At 55.0% G+C, this 20,479-nt stretch carries 17 protein-coding genes; 3 read left to right on the top strand and 14 right to left on the bottom strand.

Annotated elements, in window-relative coordinates; all coding sequences use genetic code 11:
• Nucleotide 1 precedes the first annotated feature (1 nt).
• The 6 genes from R5H23_RS03605 to R5H23_RS03580 are packed head-to-tail and all read right to left on the bottom strand — an operon-like array spanning nt 2 to nt 6,185.
• Nucleotides 2–778 (bottom strand): ATP-binding cassette domain-containing protein, encoded by a 777-nt coding sequence (locus R5H23_RS03605; RefSeq protein WP_317214386.1) that lies wholly within the window; start codon nt 776–778, stop codon nt 2–4.
• On the bottom strand, nt 775–1,608 hold the full coding sequence (locus tag R5H23_RS03600; protein WP_317214385.1) for an ABC transporter ATP-binding protein: 834 nt from the start codon (nt 1,606–1,608) through the stop codon (nt 775–777). Before R5H23_RS03600 ends, R5H23_RS03605 begins: the two co-directional genes overlap by 4 nt.
• Nucleotides 1,605–2,438: an ABC transporter permease gene (locus tag R5H23_RS03595; RefSeq protein WP_317214384.1), complete on the bottom strand. Its 834-nt coding sequence runs from the start codon at nt 2,436–2,438 to the stop codon at nt 1,605–1,607. Before R5H23_RS03595 ends, R5H23_RS03600 begins: the two co-directional genes overlap by 4 nt.
• Nucleotides 2,435–3,385: an ABC transporter permease gene (locus R5H23_RS03590; RefSeq protein ID WP_317214602.1), complete on the bottom strand. Its 951-nt coding sequence runs from the start codon at nt 3,383–3,385 to the stop codon at nt 2,435–2,437. The genes R5H23_RS03595 and R5H23_RS03590 overlap by 4 nt, the downstream gene beginning before the upstream one ends.
• Complete coding sequence (locus R5H23_RS03585; RefSeq protein WP_317214383.1) at nt 3,382–4,860, bottom strand: ABC transporter substrate-binding protein; 1,479 nt, start codon at nt 4,858–4,860, stop codon at nt 3,382–3,384. The genes R5H23_RS03590 and R5H23_RS03585 overlap by 4 nt, the downstream gene beginning before the upstream one ends.
• Nucleotides 4,857–6,185: an LLM class flavin-dependent oxidoreductase gene (locus R5H23_RS03580; protein ID WP_317214382.1), complete on the bottom strand. Its 1,329-nt coding sequence runs from the start codon at nt 6,183–6,185 to the stop codon at nt 4,857–4,859. Before R5H23_RS03580 ends, R5H23_RS03585 begins: the two co-directional genes overlap by 4 nt.
• Before the next feature lie 153 nt (nt 6,186–6,338).
• On the opposite strand from R5H23_RS03580, the gene R5H23_RS03575 reads away from it, so the two are divergent.
• Nucleotides 6,339–8,696 carry a TonB-dependent receptor domain-containing protein gene (locus R5H23_RS03575; RefSeq protein WP_317214381.1) on the top strand — a complete coding sequence of 786 codons (2,358 nt, stop codon included), beginning with the start codon at nt 6,339–6,341 and terminating at the stop codon, nt 8,694–8,696.
• Between the two features lie 42 nt (nt 8,697–8,738).
• Here the strand turns inward: R5H23_RS03575 and R5H23_RS03570 are convergent, their stop codons facing one another.
• The 3 genes from R5H23_RS03570 to R5H23_RS03560 form a co-directional block, all read right to left on the bottom strand.
• Nucleotides 8,739–11,429, bottom strand: a complete 2,691-nt coding sequence (locus R5H23_RS03570) for a TonB-dependent receptor (protein ID WP_317214380.1) — start codon at nt 11,427–11,429, stop codon at nt 8,739–8,741.
• Nucleotides 11,430–11,529: 100 nt separating this feature from the next.
• Complete coding sequence (locus tag R5H23_RS03565) at nt 11,530–12,468, bottom strand: DUF4880 domain-containing protein (protein WP_317214379.1); 939 nt, start codon at nt 12,466–12,468, stop codon at nt 11,530–11,532.
• Nucleotides 12,468–12,863, bottom strand: a complete 396-nt coding sequence (locus R5H23_RS03560) for an RNA polymerase sigma factor (RefSeq protein ID WP_249210166.1) — start codon at nt 12,861–12,863, stop codon at nt 12,468–12,470. Before R5H23_RS03560 ends, R5H23_RS03565 begins: the two co-directional genes overlap by 1 nt.
• On the opposite strand from R5H23_RS03560, the gene R5H23_RS03555 reads away from it, so the two are divergent.
• Together R5H23_RS03555 and R5H23_RS03550 are read left to right on the top strand one after the other, a co-directional pair.
• On the top strand, nt 12,864–13,031 hold the full coding sequence (locus R5H23_RS03555; RefSeq protein ID WP_249196749.1) for a hypothetical protein: 168 nt from the start codon (nt 12,864–12,866) through the stop codon (nt 13,029–13,031).
• A gap of 98 nt (nt 13,032–13,129) precedes the next feature.
• Nucleotides 13,130–14,725, top strand: coding sequence for an alkaline phosphatase D family protein (locus R5H23_RS03550; protein ID WP_317214378.1), 1,596 nt, complete (start codon nt 13,130–13,132; stop codon nt 14,723–14,725).
• A 16-nt stretch (nt 14,726–14,741) separates the two neighbouring features.
• Here the strand turns inward: R5H23_RS03550 and R5H23_RS03545 are convergent, their stop codons facing one another.
• The 5 genes from R5H23_RS03545 to eutC form a co-directional block, all read right to left on the bottom strand.
• Nucleotides 14,742–15,959, bottom strand: coding sequence for a Bcr/CflA family efflux MFS transporter (locus R5H23_RS03545; protein ID WP_317214377.1), 1,218 nt, complete (start codon nt 15,957–15,959; stop codon nt 14,742–14,744).
• A complete protein-coding gene (locus R5H23_RS03540; RefSeq protein ID WP_308267184.1) occupies nt 15,952–16,689 on the bottom strand; it encodes a DeoR/GlpR family DNA-binding transcription regulator in 738 nt (245 codons plus the stop codon). The genes R5H23_RS03545 and R5H23_RS03540 overlap by 8 nt, the downstream gene beginning before the upstream one ends.
• 135 nt (nt 16,690–16,824) lie before the next feature.
• Nucleotides 16,825–18,252 (bottom strand): outer membrane beta-barrel protein, encoded by a 1,428-nt coding sequence (locus tag R5H23_RS03535; protein WP_408874330.1) that lies wholly within the window; start codon nt 18,250–18,252, stop codon nt 16,825–16,827.
• A gap of 67 nt (nt 18,253–18,319) precedes the next feature.
• Nucleotides 18,320–19,684, bottom strand: a complete 1,365-nt coding sequence (gene eat / locus R5H23_RS03530; RefSeq protein ID WP_317214375.1) for an ethanolamine permease — start codon at nt 19,682–19,684, stop codon at nt 18,320–18,322.
• On the bottom strand, nt 19,681–20,478 hold the full coding sequence (eutC, locus tag R5H23_RS03525; protein WP_317214374.1) for an ethanolamine ammonia-lyase subunit EutC: 798 nt from the start codon (nt 20,476–20,478) through the stop codon (nt 19,681–19,683). Before eutC ends, eat begins: the two co-directional genes overlap by 4 nt.
• Between the last annotated feature and the right edge of the window lies 1 nt (nt 20,479).

The raw sequence follows: 20,479 nt of genomic DNA, 5'->3' as shown, positions 1-20,479 counted from the left end.
TTCAGAGGCTAGCGTTAATGAGGGCACGGGTTGTCGGGTGTTGGGGGTGTGTCAAAACGTCCGCTGTGGGCCCCGTTTCGACAATTCTCCCACCATCTAAAACAGCAATACGATGTGAAATGTGCCGAATTACAGCCAAGTCATGGCTGACAAAAATATATGACAACCCATGACGCTCCTGCAGATCCAGCAAAAGGTTCAGAACGATGGCCTGAGTGGAGGCGTCCAGCGCCGAAACAGCCTCGTCGGCCACGATAACATCGGGGCGGGTTACAAGCGCGCGAGCAATTGCGATACGCTGTCTCTGGCCTCCGGAAAATTCCTTCGGATAGCGGCTAATGGCGTCTTCCGGCAGAGCCACGTCCGCCAGAACGTCAAGAACACGACGGTTCCTCTCTTCAGCATTCAAACCGGTCTGATAAAGAGGTTCTGCGACGATTTTTTCAACGGTCTGCCGAGGGTCCAGAGCTCCTTGTGGGTCTTGGAAAATCATCTGGATGTGGGGTCTGAAGCGGTGTCGGGCAGCGCCGGTGAGGGACGTAATATCCTGTTCTTCAAAGAAAATTTGACCACTTTTGGCACCGACTAAACCCGTAAGGATACGAGCCAACGTGGATTTTCCGCTCCCTGAGGACCCAACGAGCCCCAGTGTTTCGCCCTTATCTACGTGAAGAGAGACATTTTGTAGAATGGTCTTCGGTTTCCGCGAGCGAAGCAGCGATGTTCCTCGGCCTGCAACATCGTACTGGATATGTCTGGCTTCCAGAATATGGCTCATGGCGCCACCTCAGACACCAGATTTTCTGGCACTGGCAGGCGTGTCAGCGGCGGATGGTTCACTCCGTGTAGGGACATGCTCAGTAAAGCACGTGTGTATGGGTGCTGAGGTGCTGAAAAAAGTGTTTCCGTCTTTGCACTTTCCACGAGTGTCCCGTGTTGAAGAACCAGAACATGACTGGCTTTATGGCGGATCAGGCCCAGATCATGGGAAATCATCAGAATGGCCATCTGATTTTCAGCAGCAAGATCCTGGACCAGATCCATGACCTCGGCTTGGGTTTGGCTATCCAGTGCGGTTGTGAACTCGTCAGCAATCAGCAGTGCTGGTTTGCACGCGATTGCGATAGCCAAGAGCACACGCTGTCGCTGACCGCCTGACAGCGTGTGAGGGTAGTCGTTTGCTGAAACCCCTGCGCGACTGAGGCCAACACGATCCAGAAGCTGATGAACGGCCTCTTTGATTTCGCGACCTGTCATGGCGGTGTGCAGTCGGAACGTATCCCCGATTTGCTGACCAATCCGACGGACTGGATTAAGCGCGGTCATGGGCTCCTGAAAAACCATGGCAATCTTCTGACCGCGCAGGCTTCGAAGCTGGTGCTCCGGAAGAGAAATGAGGTTCTGGTCTTCAAACAGAGCCTGACCTGACGTTTCAAAGCCATCAGGGAGCAATCCCATAAGCGTACGGGCAAGCGTGGATTTTCCCGATCCAGACTCTCCCGTGACAGCGACGGTTTCACCAGTGTTCATGGTGAAGGACAAAGGGTGCAAAATGGCTGTAGCGCCTGCACGGACTGATAAGTTTTGAACGGACAGAAGGCGGCTCATGACGGCTGTCCTTTCAGTCGATTGAAAGGGCGCTCCAGAAGGTCACGCAGGCCGTCGCCAAGCAGATTAAACCCGAGCACCAGAACCATCACGGTCACACCTGGAATTGCAACAAGCAGGGGATGGTCAAAAATATGGATTTGGTAAGACGCGAGCGTTCGTCCCAGATCCGGCTGAGGGGGCGGTGCCCCAAGCCCCAAGTACGATAGGCCGGCTTCTGAGAGAATGGCCAACGCTAAAGACGTCGAGGCATGAACGATCAGGATAGGCGCGATGTTCGGAAGAACATGGCGAAGGATCGTATCGATTGAGTTCAGTCCTGCCATGCGGGCGGCTGCAATGTAATCGAGTACAAGAATGGAGTGCGCAGCCTGTCGTGTAATCCGGATCTGGGCTGGGATGCCGAAAAGGGCAATAGCGAGAATTTCGCCACTGGCAGAGGCGCCTTGCGCTGTGACGAGCATGGCGGCGATCAGAATAGGTGGAAAAGCCAGCCCCAGATCTGCTGTGCTCATCACGGCTTTGCCGCGCAAACCGCCATAAGCTGCGACTAGCCCCAAGGCTGTTCCAATGACTGTCGCGAGTGTCACCGCAATTACGGCGATTACCGTGCTGTTGAAAGCCCCTGTCAGGACATAACTCGCAATGTCACGTCCGAATGGGTCCGTTCCCAGTGGGTGAGAGAAAGAAATCGGAGCGTAACGATGCGCGATATCAATCAGAGGAGAGCGGCCACCCCGCCAGATCCACGTAATGGTTGCTGGAACAAGGCACGTCAGAAGAAGGGCACTTCCAGCAATCAGGCTCCTGTTCGTGCGAAGCCGGGTCATGCACTTTCTCCTGCAAGGCGCGGGTCTAACCAGCGCACAACGATGGAAAGTGCCAGATTGAGCAGCAGAACACCCGCGACAATCAGCATGACAAGGTTCTGTACGACCGGAATGTCACGCTGGTTCACGGCTTCCAGAAGCAGTTTTCCGCAACCGGGAATATTGAACACGCTTTCGACAATGATTGCCCCAGTTACCAGAACGGGGAGCTGAATGCCGATCAGTGTCAGAACTGGAATCAATGCGTTTGGAATGGCGACTTTCCAGAGAATGCCCTTGCGGCTGTAGCCCTGAGCACGTGCTGTCCGGATAAAGTCCTGGTTCAGAACATCGATGAGAGAGGAGCGCATGAAGCGTGCTGTGATGGCTGCCTGCGGGATGGCCAGGGCGACTGTGGGCAGGAACAGAGCTCGCAGTCCGGTGAAAAATCCTGCGTTCCAGCCCGTAAATCCTCCGGCCGGAAACCAGTGCAGCGTCAGGGAAAACAGCAGCGTCATCATCATGGCGAGCCAGAAGTCCGGAATGGATTTGAGGAACTGCAATGTTGCCATGACGGCAAGATCGAGACCTTTTCCACGCTGAGTGGCTGCGATGGCTCCCGTGGGTAACCCAATGAGAAGAGCGAGGCCCGTAGCCAGCAGGATCAGAGGGAGGGTGCTCTGGAAGCGCTCAAGGATCAGCCCACGAACGGGGACATCATAGGCGTAACTCGTTCCAGCCTCTCCATGCAGCAGGCCAGAAATCCAGCGCAGATACCGTGTTGCGGGGGAAGCATCGAGGCCTAGCTGGTGATGGAGAGCTGCGATGTTGTCCGGGCTTGCATCCAGCCCAAGCATCACTGTGGCCGGATCCCCTGGAAGAAGGTTCAACAAAGCGAACACGATCACACTGGCGACTGCGAGAACCACCAGTCTTCCTGAAATGGCAGCGGCAAGATTGGTCATCATGGTTGCCACGTCACATCTGCCATAGGGCAGGCTGCGATCTGCTGGTTAATCCATAAGCCGGAGATACGCCGGTTCAGAACTGTGTCCCGAGGGCGGGAATACAGGAAGACGTTGGGCTCATCCTGTGCGAGGCGATCTTGCAGTGCGACAGAAAGTCGATGCCGATCCTCCGCGTTGTCGCTGGCTTCATACTGTTCGAATAGCTCATGAAACTGCGGGTTCTTGTAATGAAAGTAGATGTTATCCCGATCGTAGATCCCAATGTCATGCGGCTCTGTATGGGCAATGACTGTCATGTCAAAAGAGCCCTGCCCAAAAACGCGTCCCAGCCATGATGGCCATTCCAGCGGCTGTAACGTAACGATCAGGCCAACCTGCTCCAGATAAGCGGCAACGATTTCGCTCGTATCGCGAGCATAGGTGATGGGCGGGTAAGAGAGCGTCAGCTGCGTTCCCGGTTTGATGCCAGCCTCTTTGAGAAGCTCCCGTGCGCGCTCCGGATTGTATGGATACCGATCGGGGAGTGCAGCATAGTCTGGGTCATTGGGAGCCATGTGAGATTGCAGGACCGTTCCCTCTCCATCGGCCCCAGCCTGAATGAGGGCCTTTCGATCGATGGCGTAGGCAAGAGCCTGACGTACGCGCAGGTCATTGAATGGCCTGCGAGCATTGTTCAGTGCCAGAATGGCTTTGAACGGAAAGGTTCCACGCACGACCTTGAGGTTCGGGTTTCCTGCAAAACGGCCGAGAATTTCAGGGGCAGGGAACGAGGGATAAGCATCCAGTTCTCCCGCCAGAAGCGCATTGCTGGCAGCAAGCGGATCAGGCATGAACCGGAATGTGACAGCCTTCAGTTCTGGCGCCTTTCCCCAATAATCGGGATTGCGGGACAGGGTGACGTGATCGCCTCTTTGCCAGGCTTGAAAGAGGAACGGCCCTGTTCCGATGGGATGGCTGGCGTTCTTGTCTGCTGATGAGGGTGACAGGATGGAGGCATCATTCCACGCAAGCTCATAGGTGAAGCTGCCATGGGCTTTTTTGAGTGCGATATCTGCGTGGGCGGTGTCGGGGCAGCTCACATCCGCGATGTTTGTAAAGAATGTACGATCGGGGTTTGTGCTGGACGTCGCCCCTGCACGCAAAAGGGAAAACCGCACATTTTCACAGGTAAGGGGAGTTCCATCATGAAAATGAACGTTTTCTTGCAAAGTGAAGTGATAAACGCGGCCTTCGTCTGAGACAGTCCAAGCCCGTGCAAGCAGGGGCTGGACGTGCCCGTCACGGTCCAGTCGGGTCAGGCCCTCATAGACGTTGTTGTATGTGATTGTGCCGATGGCCTCGCTTGGGCTGCGGGTTGGGTCCAAGCCAGGCGGCTCAATTGAGACACCAATACTCATTGTATCGCGCGTCTGGGCCAGTGCGGACGTGCCCAGACTCAGACCCGCCATGGTTAAAAGCGCAAAAGTTGACTTCATGGGGTCTCGCCGGGAGCCGGGCGCTTGAGGCCAAGATGCTCGCGCAGGGTGGAGCCTTCATAGGCTGTGCGAAACAGGCCGCGTCTCTGAAGTTCTGGCACCACATGATCCACAAACGTTTCAAGGCTCTGCGGCAGAATGGGAGGCATGACGTTAAACCCGTCTGCCGCACCTTCCACAAACCACTCTTCAAGCTGATCTGCAATCTCCTTGGGACCGCCATAGATGGACCAGTGCCCGCGCGCGCCGCTGACTTCGAGGTAGAGGTCTCTCAGGGTCATGTTGCGCTTCTTGGCCATTTCTACGAGCAGTGTCTGGCGGCTGCGGTTTCCGTTGAAGTCCGCGGGGGCTTCTGGAAGGGGCGCATCAAGGGGCAGACCACGCAGATCTGTGCCCGTCATGCCTCCTAGCAGAAACAACCCGACGTCAGGATGGGTAAGTTCATCAAGTTCACCCTTCAGATCTTCTGCTTCCATCTGCGTGCGACCAACGAGCGGATATACGCCTGGCATAACTTTCAGAGATGCAGGGTCCCGGCCGATTTCTTTCATGCGGCGGTGGAGATCGAGGCGGAAAGCTTTTGCTTCCTCAAGGTCTTGCTGGGCGGTAAAGACCATTTCGGCAGTTTCCGCAGCTAGTTGGCGCCCCGGCTCGGAAGAGCCCGCCTGCACGAGAACGGGTCTGCCCTGCGGCGAACGGGGAATATCGATCTGCCCCGCTGCAGAGAGAAACTCGCCTTTGAAATCAAATGGGCGCCGGCCTTCAGGCGCGAAGAATGCTCCGCTTTCTGTATCTCTCAGGAATGCATCGTCGGTCCAGCTATCCCAGAAATTCTCTACAATCTGTGCAAATTCGCGGGCCTGACGGTAACGGTCTGCATGAGGGACATGGCTTGGACGCCCGTAATGAATGGACTCCTTGACGTTGGCTGTCGTGACAAGGTTCCATCCAGCGCGTCCGCCGCTGATCTGGTCAAGCGAGAGGAACTGCCGGGCGAGGTGATAAGGCACCGAATAGGTCGTGCTGACAGTGCCAATCAGGCCAATCTTATCTGTTGTGGCAGCCAGTGCGGAAAGGAGCGTCAGAGGTTCGAAAGACGCCGCATATGTCATCCTGCGGAAGCCATCGATTGTCGCTTCGTCAATGGAGCTTGTAAAATCAGCGATAAACACGGCATCAAACAGCCCCCGTTCAGCGAGGCGTGCCTGTTCAAGCTGGCGTTTGAAATTGCTTCCTGCGTCAGGGGCGGATCCTGAGTGTCGCCAGGCTGCCGCATGATGGCCGGTCGGGAGAAGAAATGCGGCGAGTGTCATCTGGGGAGCCATGGATCTTGATCTCTTGCTTATGTCGCGGTCAGAAACACAAAAAATTGTTGCATCCACAACATAACCTGTTGTGAATCGTTTTTCTATCCCTTAAACGCAATTAAATAGTTGTTTTCATTAACAACTAAAAAACTTAGTTATTAGGCGGAACCGATGCACGACGTACTTACTGCTCCGTACCGCAGGAATGCCCTCCTTGTTCGTGGGCGTATTGCACTGATTTCCAGCGTTGCATTTCTGCCGCTCTGGAATGTTGCTGCGGCTGCGGAAGAGAATGCCCAGACGAAGAAGCCTGCTCAGGCTACGTCACGAAAGGGCAGCGCGCTTTCTGCAAAAGCTGCTCATGCATCGGCTGCGCCTAAAGTTCACGCATCTGAAGCCTCCCGCGTGGAAAACGTTGTGGTGACGTCGGAGCGCAAGGCAGACAGCCCACAGAACATCGGTACGTCAATCAGCGTCGTTTCCGCAAAGATGCTGGAAAATCGGAACATCAACAATGTGTTCGATCTCCAGTACGCTACGCCATCGCTTCAGATCCAGCCGTCCTACGGCAGTGGGCAGTTCACTTATACGATCCGCGGTGTCGGATTTAGCAATTACTCCAGCAACAACTCCCCGACTGTGGGTATCTATATCGATGAGGTGGCGAACCCGGTCCCGTTCGGCATCAACGGAATGATGTTTGATATGCAGCGCGTGGAAGTTCTGCGCGGTCCGCAGGGCACGCTGTATGGTCGGAATACGACAGGCGGTGCGATCAACTATATCACGAACAAACCGACCGATAAGCTGGTGGGAGGCGTGAGTGCCCAGTATGGCCGTTTCGACAGCGCTAAGATCGACGGGTATATTTCCGGTCCAATCAACGACAAACTGAAGTTTCGCCTGTCTGGCGAAACACAGCAGGGCGGGGCGTGGCAGTACAATCCTGAGGCTCAGGCCCATCTCGGGAACGTCAATCGTGGCGCGGCTCGCCTTTTGGTGGATTATACTCCGTCAGAGAGCTGGAAGGTGGAGTGGAACCTGCATGGTAGCCGGGATCGTTCTGATGGAACGGGCGTCTACGCGTGGGAGCCTATCACCAGCCTCAGCTCCACCAATCCAATGCCTGCGTCCTCCAGTCGCTATAATACCCGTTGGGGGACTTCGGAGCAGTTTGCCAAAGAAACTGGTCTGACGCCGGATCAAAAGCCATACAGCCATATCGATACGGGTGGCAGCAGTCTGCGGGTTGAGAAGCATCTCCGTGATTTCACAATCACGAACCTCGCCAGCTACGATTACATGCAGCGTGACGAATACGACAATTTTGATGATTCCTCACTCTCTCTGGCAGACGTGAAGTTCAATACGCGGGCTAATGTCGTGGCCGACGAACTGCGTTTCTCATCCAATACATCTGGCCGACTTCACTGGATTGGAGGTATTTACTACGGTCATCAGTGGCTGAATGACCGTTACCAGTCGGGGTTTGAGGCTCTTTACAATACGGATGGAGACGTCCGTTATTCGCAGACAGTCAATACAATCAGCGGCTTCGGTCAGGTGACGTATGACCTTACGCAAAAGCTGCAATTGGTTGGTGGCATTCGCGTCGAACACGAGAAGCGCACCCTCGATAACGTCTATGCTCACTACCTCGTCGGCGGGGTGGTGACGAACCCGCAGAACGCTGTCGCCCAGCAGTCGCAATCCTATACGTTGCCATCTGCAAAATTCAGCATTCAGTATCATCCGTTCAGCCATGACATGACGTATTTCACCTTCAGCAAAGGTGTGAAATCCGGTGGCTTCACGGTGTACAACTCGTCTGACGTCACGCAAATGACCAATCCGTTCAAGCCTGAGCAGCTTTATTCTTTCGAGGTTGGAAACAAGCTAATTCTGCCGAGGTATAACCTGCGGGTAAATGCTGACTTCTTTTACTATGATTATTTCGACCGTCAGGTTCAGTCCATCGCCTATAGCCCAACGACCGGATCCGCTATTGGTCTGTTCGTAAATGCGCCGCGCTCCCATATGTTTGGTGGCGAATACGAAGTCGAATGGTCCCCGATCCCGGGGCTGCACGTGGCGCAGTCTGGGGCGTATGTCGAAGGTGCCTATGACAAGTTCAGTGCTGTTACGAGCTCAAAGCAGGTCAATGGTGTTTGGGTTGGTGTCACGCAGGATGTGTCTGGACGTGGGATTGAGGTGCCTCATTTTACGGCCAATGGTTCCGTCGATTATACGTGGCGCGTTGGAAAATATGATCTCGTTTCAGGTGTAGATTACAGCCTGCGCACCACGAGTACGGCTCTGAACTCCGCCAATACCATTCCGGGCTATACATTATGGGGCGGGTATATTTCGTTCGCGCCCCATAAGGGCCATTGGAAAATCGAAGGTATTGGTCGCAATATCACCGACAAGCACTATGACGTGACACGCGGCTATTTTGTGGGTGGAGACAACATTGCAGTTGCTGGTCGGCCAGCAACCTGGGAAGTCCGCGTTCGCGCAGACTTCTAAAAAGGCGAGGGATGGCGTTTTTTGCCATCCCTCTGACGTTTTTCAGAACGAGGCCGCCACCGTGCCAAAGAACATGCGCGGAGGTGTAGGATAACCCACATATGTTGAGCCATCTCCCGCGGTGATGGTGGACCAGGAGCGCGTGTTCGTCAGGTTGCTGACGTTGAACTGGAGCTTGAGGCTCTGCATGTGAGGGATGTGCTTGAACGTATAACCGGAGCTGAAGCCAAGCTGGAACCTTGGCGGCACCATGACGGTATTCGTGATTGTTCCAGGACGAACGCCCATATAGGTTCCGAAGAGCTGAGCGTTGAAGCCTGCCTGATTGTAGTTGATGGCGAACTTGTCAGACCAGACAGGAATAGCCGGGACTTTCTCGCCTTTTGTTGCGTAAAGCGTGGTGCCATCCATGAAATCGCTGCCATAAATGCTGCTGACATAAGATACGGCATCATAAATCGAGAAGTGCTGCCCGAACCGGAGTGTGAAGGACAGATCCATACCATTTGTCGAAACGCTGCCCAGGTTGGCGACAGTGCCACCAACGCCGGAAATTCCCTGATTAGGCGGCTTGATCGAGCCAAGACGATTGAAGAAATCGACATGGTAATATTCAAGCTGACCGCTGATCCCCGTGAGTGGGCCAAGAAACAGTGGCCGATTGGTTCGAATGCCTGTCTCATAGGTCCAGGACGTTTCTGGTTTTCCTGTTTTCTTGAAGTCTTCAAATGCTTCCTGGCTGGTCACGGCCCAAGGTGACGTGCTGCCATATCCGGTCTGGGCAAACGAATTCATGTTTTCCTGAATGTTGGCGAATAACTGCTCATGGGGTGTGAAGCTCCACAAGGCACCAAAAGCAGGAAGAAAGGGTTTGTAAGACGGGATCGTTCCACCAGCCACTGTGTGGGTGCTGGTATCAACAATCGTTTTTGCGCCCTTAACAGATGATGCCAGAGACTGCGGCAAAGCAGCGACGGGCAACGTGCCGTTGGTATAAACCATCTCGGACTTGAAGCCTGCTGTCAGGGTCAAATGGGGCGTTACGCGCCAGCTATCCTGCAGGTGTGTGACAAACGTGTTCGTGTAAAACGCATTCATCCACTGAGTAAAAAGAGGATTGGTCGCGCGCTTATAAGGCGTCAGTGTGTCTGTTGCCGTGAGCGGATACCAAAGACGCCCCTGTGTGTTGTTGTTGCGTTCGTACCATCCGCCAACCTCAATATTATGGTGGCCCAGATGATAGTGCAGGGTGCTGGTCAGGCCTCCGCGATAGTCTTCATACTCGGTCGTACGAACAGCAAAACCCGTCCCGCCGGTTGCATTCCAGACCTTCGGGTCAATTCCGGCATTGCTATACGTAAACTGACCATTCTTGATGTATTTGGATCCAGTCGGGTCCAGGTAGCTCCCAAGGATCGTCAGGATAGCGTTGGTGCGAATAGACGTTGCGACCACGCCCGCGCCATCGTCATAATGAAAATAAAGCTGGTTATCCCACGTCAGGTTTGGAGAAAATTTGTGCGAAATTTTCAGATAGGTGAGGTAATCGGTTCGCTGCGCTGCTGAGTAATAGTATTTATTATTGGGCGTTCCTGGAGCAGCGGATTTGGAGGTCATGGCAGGATAGTTGGCCATGGCAGCGTTCAAATCAGGGAAAAACGCACCGCGAGCATAGAGGTCAGTAGGCGCCGTCAGTCCTTGTGTGTTGGGCTCTGCCTTGTCCTGCCAGTTAAAATACGCCGTGATGGTGGTTTTTTCACCTTTATGAACAAACTTGCCATTTACCTGATAGCCACCCTGATTGTTTCCTTCACCAAGATTCCAGGGTCTGGCATCCTGCCGTGAAAAAGAGACGTAGGCCGCGTTTCCGTTCCCAAAATTACCGGTGTCTAGACGGGCATAGGTGCGAAACGTGGAATAGCTGCCGAAAGTCTGCCGGATTGTTGCGCCGGCTTTTGCTTTCGGGTCCCGCGTATTGAACTCAATTGTTCCGCCCAGGTTACTGGTGGACGCTGTTCCGAGTGCGCCCGCCCCAGAGGACAGGGACGTTTGGCCGATATTTTCGCTGATGGCGGCGCGCTGCGGGGAAAGGCCATTATAATTGCCGTAAGCGCCTGCACCGAGCGGCACACCATCAAGGGTGTAGCCAAGCTGGCTGTTGGAAAAACCGTGAACGTAAATGCTTGAGTTCTGCTCGTTATTGCCCCACGGATCAACATTGGTGAACGTCACGCCCGGCAAGAGATCCAGTGCCTGCATCGGGTTCTGACCCGGCATCATTTCCTGCATCTGGTCGCCGCTGATGCTCAGCACAGACCGCGTTCGATGGCCTGTTGCAACAATCTGCTCAATGTCGCGCTCATCCCGGGTCCGCGATGCGCGTAGGTGCTTTGGGAGGCGTTTTGTAGCAGCACCACGTCGAATGACCATTCCGCCGCCTGGAGCAACCTCGGCAACCAGACCGCTCCCATTGAGAAGCCGCGTCACGGCTGCGTCAGCTGACAGGGCGCCATTAACGGACGGAGCCTGAAGGTGGTCCACCAGTTCAGGGGAGAAAATGACACTCTGGCCGGTCTGTTGGCTCAGGGATTCCAGTGCCTGTGCCATTGGCTGCCGGTTAATGTGAATATTCGCTGAGGCTGACGGTGTAGCCAGAGCAGAATGGGTCAGAATGGTCGTCCCTACAGTCAGAAGCAGAACTGCGCGAAGGGGGCACCGGACGTTGACGGCCATGTATTCTCTATCCTGTTGGTGATCGCAGAAGGCGGTCTCAACAGGAAGACAAATGAAAACTGAAAAACCTCAGCATTGTTCAACGGTTTTCATGAAACCGTCACAAAGCACGAAAGATGAAAACGTTTCCCTGTTCCTGAAGGGTCAAGGGAAGAAGGCGCGGAAGCATCCGCAAAAACATCTCGCCCTGCGACACAAAATAAACCCCGCTTAACCGCATATTTGAAACAGTTGGCGACGCCAGGATGATCTGACGTTGGCTATACCGTCGGATTTCTGAAACAGCCTCCTGCAAAGGCGTATTGCGAAAAATCAGACGTCCGGTCTGCCAGGAAAGAAGCGCTTCGATGTTGGGATAATCGATGCTCACAGCACCATTCTGGGCAATGCGAAAGCGCTGCCCCGTGCGGATCCAGATATCACGCGCCGCAGTTGTTCCGCTTCGGAGCAATATCCTGCCCCGAAGCGCCGTGATGTCTGTGCAGTTCTGTTCCATGCGGACATTCGCTGAGGTCTGTCGTGAAAGCCGAACTGTGACGTTTCGAACTGAGAGGTGAAAATCTGATGGGCTTTCAGGGGAAAGCAACACTTGTCCGTGCTCCAGTCTCGCGCGGTGCCCATCTTCAGACAGCGTCATTCGGCTTCCTGAATCCAGGAGGCATGTGCCGTAATCCGGCAATGCAATGCGAAGAGTATGCCCGGTCGATGCCTGCAGAACACGGGATGCCCGCGCAGTCTTGTTCATCGGCACAAGTGCGATGAGCGCAGCTGAGGCAAGGGCCAGTGCACTTCTACGCCCTAACGAAAAACCATGCGTATCTAAGCGTTTTGCGGGTGTTGCAGGAATGCTTTGTGTTGGAACGCCGCCGCCAAGCTCCCAGTAATCCGTCAGGAGTTCAAAAGTATTGGCGTGACAGGTGTCCTCACGCATCCACTGTACAAAGCGGGCACGGTCCGTTTCGTTACAATCATCAGCGTGCAGGCGCGCAATCCAGAGGGCGGCCTGTTCCCGAACTGCGAAATGCTTTTCGGAAGGCATTAATGGTCCATCCAGGAAGCAAGGAAGACAAGGGCTTTTGCAATATGCTTTTCCACGCTGCTTTCGCTCATTCCCAGCGTTAAAGCAATCTCCCGATACTTCATTTTTTCAACACGATTGAGAAGAAAGGCCTGCCTTGTCTTTTCGGGAAGCTGTCTGCAACCCTCGTGGAAGCGATCCATTCTTTGGCCTGACGCATAAACGTCTTCCTGGGATGGCCCAGGATCTTCTATTTCTAATGTAATATCCCGATCATCACTGAAAGATTGCATGCGCGATGAGGCTTTTTTCAAATCATTGAGATGCAGGTTGAGCGCACTTCTGGTGATGTATGCCTCCGGATGCGTCACATCGTCTTTGGCGCGTTCATAATAATTCGCCAGCGCAGTCTGCAGATGATCTTCCGCATCGTCGCGATGCGTCAGGCTTTTGATGCGGCGGCAAAGGCGCAGCCATTCCTGCTGACAGGGAAACCAGTTTTCCGCCAAAGGTTCTATCATCCTGTTTTAAAGATGGACTGCCTGAAGCGCTCCATTACGGATTTTGGCGGGGTGGGTCTGTGACAGTTTCATGAAAAGAGGCTGAAGGGCATGGGCAAACGCTCTCATTCGCTGTCTTGGAAAGAGTGCGACCGCTCGATTTCAGCGAAAGATTTTCCATCATGCTTTTAAACCGCCGACGGGTACTGACAGGTCTGGGAGCCGGGCTCCTGTTTTCCTATCGCCTGAAGCAGTTGTCTGCTGCCGCCCCGCATAATTTGGACAAGACTCCTGAGTTTGATGCATCGCCCTTTCAGTTGGGTGTAGCATCCGGAGATCCGGCACCAGACGGTTTCGTAATATGGACACGCCTTGCGCCGTACCCGCTGGAAGAGGCGGGCGGAATGAAGCGCTTGAAGCCTGTTCTGGTGGACTGGGAAATCAGCGAGGATGAGCGTTTTTCAACGCGCCTGCGGTCAGGGCAGACCATTGCTCACCCGGAACTCGCTCATTCCGTTCATGTTGAAGTTGATGGACTTCAACCAGATCGGCCTTACTGGTATCGTTTCCATATTGCGGGACATGAGAGCCCGATAGGTCGTGCCCGTACTTTGCCGTTGCCCGGTGCAAGCGTGCAGCGTGTAAGGTTCGCCGCCGCAGGGTGTCAGCACTACGAGTTTGGATATTACAGTGCCTGGCGGGCTATCGCGAACGAGAACGTCGATTTTGTTTTCCACTACGGGGACTATATTTACGAAGGAGCCGATATCGGCGCAGGTGTACACACCGTTTATGGAAAGCCATTTACGGCGGTCCGTCGGCACATCGGGCCAGAAATCTATTCCCTCGACGAGTATCGCCGCCGTTACGCGCAGTACAAAATTGACCCGGATCTACAGGCTGCTCATGCCGCTGCGCCCTGGCTGGTAAGCTTTGATGATCATGAAGTTGATAATAACTGGGCAGGGGATACCGATCAGGACGGTACTCCGGCGGATATTTTCCGTCTGCGTCGGGCATCCGCCATGCAGGCCTATTACGAACATATGCCCCTTCGTATCAGCTCTCTTCCGGATGGCAGTCACATGCAGATGTACCGAAGCTTCCGCTTTGGTGATCTGATGAATACGTTCGTGCTGGATACCCGCCAGTACCGGAGCGATCAGGCTTATGGTGATAAAGACGTTCCGCAGGGACCGGATGTCTGGTCACCCGAACGCACAATGATGGGACAACAGCAGGAATCCTGGCTTTTTAACGGGCTGGGACAATCTGACACGCGGTGGAACCTGCTGGCGCATCAGGTCATGGTTATGGATCTTGCTCACCGCAAGTCAGCCCATTCGGAGCTGCTTTACAGTATGGATCAGTGGTCCGGTTATATGCATAGCCGTAACCGACTGCTTCAGTTCATCGGAGAGCACTGCCCCGGAAACGTGGTCAACGTGACGGGGGATGCACATCGGCATTATGCGGGCAATCTCGTGATTGATCCCGCCAAGCAGAAGCCAGTGTCGGTGGAATTTCTGGCGACGTCCATTTCGTCAGGCGGTGATGGCGTTGGAGATAATGACGCCCATAGCCAGTCGGTTCGGCGTGAAAACCCACATCTTAAGGCAACGACAGACAAGCGTGGCTATGTGTTGTGTGATGTTGGCCGGGATGTCTGGCGAGCAGATCTTAAAACTCTGGATCAGGTGAGCAATCACGAGGGGCAGCTCTCAATCTACGCCAGTTTTGCAGTTGAGCGTGGCAACCCAGGTCTTCAAAAGACCTGAACGGATATGTCGACCATCAGGGCGTTTCGTCCTGATGGCTTGAGGTCATGCGAAAGCAGGTCAGCAAGCCTGCGAGAGAGGTAAAGAACAGAACCAGTCCCATCGGTAAGGCACTGGTTTTGCTCAGTCCGACGAGAGGAGCAGCAGCGCCGCCAACCAGGAGGTTAAGAGAGCCAAGGATGGCACTCGCACTGCCTGCACGGTGGCCCTGCTTGGCAATGGCGAGAACAAATGTGGCCGTCAAAATCATGCCGATGCATGTCATGTAAAGGAAGATGGCTGCTACCAGCAGGAAGAGCGGTCCTTTCAGTGTCGCGATAAGCGTGATGAGTGCGGCTGCGGTTGTAATGCAGATCACGGATGCTCGAAGCATTGTATTGGTGCGCGCCATGCTGCCAGCACGGCCAATCAGCCAGCTCCCACCGACGAGTGCCAGACCATTAATTCCAAACAGAAGACTGAATGTCTGGGGCGAGACGCCGTAGATGTCCTGATACACGAAGGGCGTGCCGGCCACATAGGCAAAGCTGCCGCCATGGATCAGCCCCACAGTCAACGCATGCCCAATGAATTCCCGGTCCGTCAGCAGACTATGGAATGTCTCTAGGGTCGAGCGTGCTGAATTGGGGAGGCGGCGGTGTAATTCAAGCGTTTCATTCAGACGGCCGCCAACCAGACCTAGCGCCACGACGCCAAAGCCTGTCAGGAACCAGAACATGGTGCGCCATGTTGCTGATGGCAGGGCCAGAATGGCTCCACCCATCATTGGTGCCACCATAGGGGCGACAGCATTGATGATCATGAGTCGGGAAAAGAAGCGGGCAAGTTCCGGTCCATTAAACACGTCCCGCACGACCGCCCGGGACAGAACCAGTCCGGCTGATGCTGTGAGGCCCTGAAGAAAGCGGGCAACGATGAACGCTGTGATGCTGGATGAAATGGCGCAGAACAGGGATGACAGCGCAAAAAGCGCCATCGCTGCCAGCAACGGCCCTTTCCGGCCGCGTGAGTCGCTGAACGGGCCCACCATGAGCTGTCCCAGCGCCAGCCCGATCAGGGTGCTGGTCAGGCTGAACTGAACTGCGGTCTCTCCAGCGTGAAAATCATGCCCGATACTGGGGAAACCCGGCAGGTACATGTCGATGTTAAGCGGACCGAGACAGGTCAGCAGTCCGAGGATGAGGATAAGATCCCGTTGGGCGGGACGTGATGTCTCGGTAGTGGGATCAGTCATGGACTGGAACCTTGATAATGGTGACGCCAGAGGCCGTCATGCGGGTGAGTTCGTCTGTTGGGGCATCATCGGTAACGATCAGGGTCTGGACAGTTTCAAGAGGCGCAACGGGGAAGCGCCCCCCGGACCCGATCTTGCTTGCTTCGGCCATGATCACCACGCTTTCGCTCCGGCTCAGAACCTCACGTTTGAAGGCGGCTTCCTCATGATCCCAGACACTTGGGCCTTCGGCGGAAATAGCCCAGACGCCCAGAGAGCAGAGATCAAAACGGTAGTGCTGAAGAGACTGGACGGCGACTGAACCTGTTACGCCACCCGTTGTTCCTTCCAGACGTCCGCCAATCATAATGGTTTCAATCTGGTCTGCGTCGCTCAAAGCAACAGCAACGGCGGGACTGGAGGTGACCACAGTCAAAGGGGTATCGCGGGGGAGCGATCCAGCCAGAGCAATATTGGTTGAACCTGTGTCGATGAAGACAACCTGCCGTGGCTTGAAAAGCGTTGCGGCCTGCCGTGCGAGAGCGTTCTTCAGCGGAACCTTCTCACCCATTCTCGCCCGGATATGAGACGCATTGGGCTGTAGCCGCAGTGCACCGCCATAAACGCGACGACATTCTCCTGCTTCAGAGAGTTCACGCAAATCGCGCCGGATCATATCGACCGGGACGGTCCATTCCGTGGCCAGATCAGCCGCGACAACACGGCCGTGGCTTCGCAGACGGGCACGAATGTGGCTGAGACGTTCGTCCTTGAGAATGGGACTTTCTCCGAAACGGGTTAAAACACGCGCAAACCGTCATAAACGCGCATAACCTGTCAAGAAGTTTTGCATGTCCCTCTGTTTTGAAAGGAAAGGTGTGGCAGATCAGAAACTCAGGACAGCATCCAGATTGAACCACAGCATGTTGTTCGTCCCGTTATTCACCGTTCTGGAAGAAACTGTGCCGGATTGATTGAAGGGGTGCGTTCCATTCAGGGATTTGTCCAGACGGATTTCAGGTCGGACGGTCAGGCTGGCTGGACCCAGATGTCGGTTGATGAAGCTGGGCCGATATGCCACCCCAACTGTCAGGTCTCCATATGTGGTCGGCAGGGCGTAATAATACTCGAACGGGCGGTTTCTCAGCGAGTTTGTGTAGGACATGTCGCTGGAATACTGGTTGATGATGCCGCCAGTGTTGTCTCGGAAAATCTCACCTCGGACGTTAAGTGTGAGGGATGGCCGGATGTCCCACGACAGATATGAAGAAACGCCATAAGCATCGTCGCGCGACGCATCGTCGTGCAGATAGAGGGCTTCTGCCATGACGGATAGGGCATCTGTCACATGATAAGTGGCGAGAAGGTCCGCGTTATACTGCATGAGATCGTTGGCGGATCGCCCGATGCCCGCACTGTTCCACCCGGCGGGTGAGACGATCGTGCGGCCATTATTTGCCTGCGGGCCGAAATGGCCAATGGCATGGACATTCAGCTTGCCACCCATCAGATTATTCCAGGCAAAGCCAAAGTAGCCTTTGGGTCTGCTGTTGTTTCCAGCGCCTCCGAAGGTTGTGGAATTGCCTGCATCGATGCCAAGGATCCAGTCCATGTGATGGCTTAAATGCATCGTGGCCACGACGCCTACCGTCTCGAAGGGAACGATATAGTCGGCAGCGTAGTTGAAAGAATAGAACGGACGGGCGAGGGCTGGTGTGCCTTCAGCGCCCATCAGGCCGTACATTTGACCGGCCTGGAAATCGATGCCGTGATGGAAAATCCATGGCGTGTGGATGTCGATATGGGCCTGTGTGGGTGCCCACTGGTACAAGCCGCTAATCGTGCCGTCGCCCATTCCGATCGTTGGGTCGAAACGTGAGTCAGATCCATACATCATCTCTACGACAAACCCGATCCCGTAACCGTTTCCGATGGAGGTGACGGGATGCGACAGAGAGCCCATGATCTGGTTAAGGGTCACGGTATTCGCGCGATCCAGATAAAACTGCCCGAAATTGCGTCCAGATCTCGTCCACGGGTTCCCGCTAATACCAGCTTCGACCGTGAGATGTCCGACCAGCCCATCCCAATAGGTAAGGGGACGTCCGGCTTTGGGAGAGAAAAGATTTCCGGCTTTCAACGCTGGAAGATCAGGATCTCCGGCATCGTTCGTATGAGATGCTGTCGGCGGTGGTGTCGGGTGATTGGGATTGGGCGTGCCGTTTGGCGTGATAGTCGTGTTTGAAGAGGCTGCCGCCTGCGCATAGGCGAAAGACGGCAGGGCGGTTCCGGCCAGCAGACAAAAGACTGCCATGACGTGTTTTTTTGACACGCGAAATTCCGTTCCTGAAGGTTTCGGAAGGGTCGTGAGGAAAAACGGATCAGATTTCTGACGCTGCCTGCTTCTGCCTGTTCTGGTATTTCCGCATGAAGAAGAGGCTCAGTATCGTCATGAAGGCCACGTAAATCAGGCAGACTTCTGGGTTGTAATACGTGACGGCGACCAGAAGGATCACTGCGCCTGCCAAGGCGATACCCGGAAGAACGGGGTAGAGCGGGGCACGATAACTGCGCGCAAGATCTGGTTCCGTCTGGCGTAGGCGAAACAGGCTTGCCATGCTGAGAATATACATCGTCAGGGACCCGAAGACGGCCATGGTGACAAGCGTTGCCGTCAAAGACTGACCGTGGATCGAAATGACGTCATCAGAGAAAATGGCAGCAATGCCAATAACGCCACCGGCAATGGTCGCGGTGTAGGGGGTGTGGAAGCGTGGATGCACCTTGCCGAGAACAGCGGGCAGAAAGCCAGCCCGCGCCATTGCGAAAATCTGGCGCGCATATCCCATGATGATTCCGTGCAGAGACGCGACAAGTCCAAACAGACCCAGCCAGACCAGCATATGCAGCCAGCCGCTATGTGCGCCCACAACATGTTTCATCGCCTGAGGCAGGGGATCATTCAGGTTGGCCAAAGCATGCCAATCTCCCGCACCACCAGCAAATACCATGACGCCGAAAGCCAGTGCGACCAGCGTCAGAACACCCGCAACGTAAGCGATGGGGATGGATCGGCGAGGATTGCTGGCTTCTTCCGCCGCCATGGCGACGCCTTCGATCGCCAGGAAGAACCAGATGGCAAAAGGAATGGCCGCGAAGATGCCACCCATGGCCTCCAGTCCGAAATGTGGGGCAACGCCCCATCCGTCGTGCAGGAAGTTGTCCCATGAAAACGCGGGAGCAACGACGCCCATGAATACCAGCAGCTCAATGATTGCGGCGATTGTGATGAACAGTTCGAACGTGGCAGCAATATGGACCCCCACGATATTGAGCGCCATGAAGACAATATAGGCGCCCAGTGCTGCCACCTTTGGGTTCAGATGAGGGAACTGAACGTTCAGATAGGCTCCAATGGCAAGCGCGATGGCTGGTGGTGCGAAAATGAATTCAACCAGTGTAGCCAGACCTGCAATCAAGCCACCCCAGCGCCCGAGGGCACGCTGGCTGTAAGCGAACGGGCCGCCTGCCTGCGGGATGGCACATGTCAGCTCCGTGAAGCTGAAAATGAAACTGGTATAAACGAGCGCGACAAAGACTGTGGCAATCAGAAAGCCTAACGTCCCCGCTGTCGCCCAGCCGTAGCTCCATCCAAAATATTCACCCGAAATGACGAGACCAACCGCAATTCCCCAGAGATGAAACGCACTAAGGGACTTGTTGAGATGCGTTGGAGCAGTGCTCATTGGTCATTGTCCTTTTCCAGGGTGGGAGTGGTGTTTTCAATCAGAGGGGCATCTGGCGCCGCGTCTTTGAGGCCGACGCCAGTGAGTTTCAGATGGCGGGCCTCACGCATGAGCCAGGCCAGTTTTGTGGCGGCTGCCGGGATGGTCATGCCATGAGCATGAATGTTGGAGAGGCAATTCCGTGCTGAATCCGGGCAGCCCACAAAAGGCGCATATGTCAGGTACACGCCCAGACTGTCCGCGACGCTGAGACCGGGTCGCTCGCCAATCATCATCACGACCATTTTCGCTCCGAGACTGGCGGCAATGTCGTCCCCCAGAGCGACGCGTGCCTGTGTCGCAATAACCAGCGGGGCGATTTTCCAGTCCGGAAGGCGGCTCTTCATAGCCCGAAAGAGCGGGATGGCGTTCTGCTGGGTGGCAAAAGAAGAGAGACCATCGCCCGCGACGAATACCACGTCCCAGTCACCTCTTGTGAGAGTGCCGAGCTTTTCAGGGGCCAGCCGGCGGCCAAGATCGGGGCGACGCAGATAAGTGGAACGGTCTGATGCGCGGCTATGGACGATCAGATAGGGTTCAGGCCCTAAAGTCGCTGTCAGGGCTGAAACGTCCAAAGGTGTGTGAACCGCGTCTCGGGCTTGGGCGTGCGAAGCCTGAAAATCGAGTACATCCTCTGTTTTCAACGCGTTTCCTGCGCGACCCAGGCCGATCCGGGCACGGGTTAGACGCCGCAAATCCTGCCAGAGGTCTGCTGCGTGCGGCGGAATAGAGGGTGGGTTGCGATCATCCGTCATG

Source organism: Gluconobacter sp. GP1, from assembly GCF_032913585.1.
Lineage (GTDB): Bacteria > Pseudomonadota > Alphaproteobacteria > Acetobacterales > Acetobacteraceae > Gluconobacter > Gluconobacter cerinus.
Note: the sequence above shows the minus strand (reverse complement) of the source record. Positions and strands in the feature narration are given on the sequence as shown.

Coding starts and splice junctions, on each gene's coding strand:
- R5H23_RS03605 (WP_317214386.1), bottom strand. CDS start 778: ATGAGCCATATTCTGGAAGCCAGACATATCCAGTACGATGTTGCAGGC.
- R5H23_RS03600 (WP_317214385.1), bottom strand. CDS start 1,608: ATGAGCCGCCTTCTGTCCGTTCAAAACTTATCAGTCCGTGCAGGCGCT.
- R5H23_RS03595 (WP_317214384.1), bottom strand. CDS start 2,438: ATGACCCGGCTTCGCACGAACAGGAGCCTGATTGCTGGAAGTGCCCTT.
- R5H23_RS03590 (WP_317214602.1), bottom strand. CDS start 3,385: ATGATGACCAATCTTGCCGCTGCCATTTCAGGAAGACTGGTGGTTCTC.
- R5H23_RS03585 (WP_317214383.1), bottom strand. CDS start 4,860: ATGAAGTCAACTTTTGCGCTTTTAACCATGGCGGGTCTGAGTCTGGGC.
- R5H23_RS03580 (WP_317214382.1), bottom strand. CDS start 6,185: ATGGCTCCCCAGATGACACTCGCCGCATTTCTTCTCCCGACCGGCCAT.
- R5H23_RS03575 (WP_317214381.1), top strand. CDS start 6,339: ATGCACGACGTACTTACTGCTCCGTACCGCAGGAATGCCCTCCTTGTT.
- R5H23_RS03570 (WP_317214380.1), bottom strand. CDS start 11,429: ATGGCCGTCAACGTCCGGTGCCCCCTTCGCGCAGTTCTGCTTCTGACT.
- R5H23_RS03565 (WP_317214379.1), bottom strand. CDS start 12,468: ATGCCTTCCGAAAAGCATTTCGCAGTTCGGGAACAGGCCGCCCTCTGG.
- R5H23_RS03555 (WP_249196749.1), top strand. CDS start 12,864: ATGATCTTCCGCATCGTCGCGATGCGTCAGGCTTTTGATGCGGCGGCA.
- R5H23_RS03550 (WP_317214378.1), top strand. CDS start 13,130: ATGCTTTTAAACCGCCGACGGGTACTGACAGGTCTGGGAGCCGGGCTC.
- R5H23_RS03545 (WP_317214377.1), bottom strand. CDS start 15,959: ATGACTGATCCCACTACCGAGACATCACGTCCCGCCCAACGGGATCTT.
- R5H23_RS03535 (WP_408874330.1), bottom strand. CDS start 18,252: ATGGCAGTCTTTTGTCTGCTGGCCGGAACCGCCCTGCCGTCTTTCGCC.
- eat (WP_317214375.1), bottom strand. CDS start 19,684: ATGAGCACTGCTCCAACGCATCTCAACAAGTCCCTTAGTGCGTTTCAT.
- eutC (WP_317214374.1), bottom strand. CDS start 20,478: ATGACGGATGATCGCAACCCACCCTCTATTCCGCCGCACGCAGCAGAC.